At 72.5% G+C, this 1588-nt stretch carries 2 protein-coding genes; both read right to left on the minus strand.

All coding sequences use genetic code 11. The annotated features are described in order from the left end of the window. Positions 1-111: 111 nt before the first annotated feature. Positions 112-300, minus strand: a complete 189-nt coding sequence (locus AC07BF_RS13830) for a YegP family protein (RefSeq protein ID WP_063350276.1) — start codon at positions 298-300, stop codon at positions 112-114. Positions 301-626: 326 nt separating this feature from the next. Then, entirely contained in the window at positions 627-1460 is an 834-nt protein-coding gene (locus AC07BF_RS13835) for a helix-turn-helix transcriptional regulator (protein ID WP_363585969.1), read from the minus strand. Between the last annotated feature and the right edge of the window lie 128 nt (positions 1461-1588).

A 1588-nucleotide genomic window follows, 5' to 3' on the forward strand; every position in this document is an offset into this window, starting at 1 on the left:
CCCCCCCCCCCCCCCCCCCCCCCCCCCCCCCCCCCCCCCCCCCCCCCCCCCCCCCCCCCCCCCCCCCCCCCCCCCCCCCCCCCCCCCCCCCCGCTCCCGCACCGCGCCGCCTCAGTGCGACCCGGCCGCCTCCTTGAGCTCCGCGTACGGCGCGAGCTTGCGGAGCGACTCGATGCTCCTGAGGCACTCGTCCTTGCTCTCGTGCGGGTCCCCGGTGACGATGACCGTCCCGTTGCTCGCCTTGAGCCGGAAGCGGTGCATCCCGCTCTCGTCCTTGTACAGCTCGAATTTCCCGGCCATGCCAGTGACAGCCTTTCGCTCGATGGCCCCCTGGCACCGCACCGTAGGGCCAAATCCTCTGTGATGCTCGCTAGTTGACCCAGTCTGGTGGCGACCATTCGAGTTACGGAGTCGTGTGCTGCTTGGCCGCGGTGAGAGAAGCCGGTGCACACGGCGAGTTTTCTGTGGGAGTGGGCTTCGGGACTGACGGCGGCTGGTGGTTTCCTTTTGGGCGGGTGTCCGGTCCCGTACAGCCAGTCGCGGAGTCACGGAGAGTGAAGTGTGGCGCCGTGGACATCAGGCGAGTTGATCACTGCGCGCTCAACGCAGCTGACCGTCCTCACCGTTTACCCGGCGCCCCGGTTCAAGGTGGCGCGCAGGGACCCAAGCAGGCTGAGGGCCTGCGCGCTGGAACTGCCGGGCTCCGCCTGGTAGACGATCAGCTGCTGGCCGGGAGCATCGCGCACGTCGAAGGCCTGGTAGGTGAGGGTCAGTGGGCCGACGTCCGGGTGGAGGAGGTGCTTGGCCTCCTGGGTCTTGCCGCGCACCGCGTGGGCGTTCCACAGACGGGTGAAGTCCGTGCTGTGACCGGTGAGGGTGCGGACGAGGTCCCGCAGCCGGGGGCTGTCCGGGTCGAGCCCGGCCGCCTGCCGCAGGTGGCCCACGACGGCCTGGGCCGTGTGGCCCCACCGTTCGTGGAACTGCCGGCCCGCCGGGTCGAGGAAGGCCATCCGGGCGAGGTTGTCCATCCGCTCGAAGGGTGAGTGCAGGGCCTCGGCCAGGGCATTGGCCGCCAGGACGTCCAAAGTCCGGTTGATGACGAACGCCGGGGCGGCCGGGTAGCCGTCCAGCAACTGGCGCAGGGCGGGGCCGACCCGGTCCGTGGTGTGGGCGAACCGGCTGCTCGGCACCGTCCCCGCCAGCTGGTGCAGGTGCGCGTGCCCATCCGAGTCAAGCCGCAGGGCGCGGCCGAGCGCGTCGAGGACCTGGGCCGATGGGTGGCGTTCTCGCCCCTGTTCCAGGCGGGTGTAGTAGTCCGCGTTCACCCCGGCCAGGACGGCGACCTCCTCCCGGCGCAGTCCGGCGACCCTGCGTACCCCGTGGCTCGCCACGCCGGCGTCCTGCGGCAGCAGGGCCGCACGGCGTGCGCGCAGGAACTCTCCCAGGTGGTTGTCGGTCACGCCCTCACCCTAGGCCGCGCCGGCGGTGGGGGGGGGGGGGGGGGGGGGGGGGGGGGGGGGGGGGGGGGGGGGGGGGGGGGGGGGGGGAGAGGACGCTACATACAACGAGTGGAAGAGGAAAAGCGACC

It is taken from the genome of Kitasatospora sp. NPDC043950 (genome assembly GCF_056435345.1).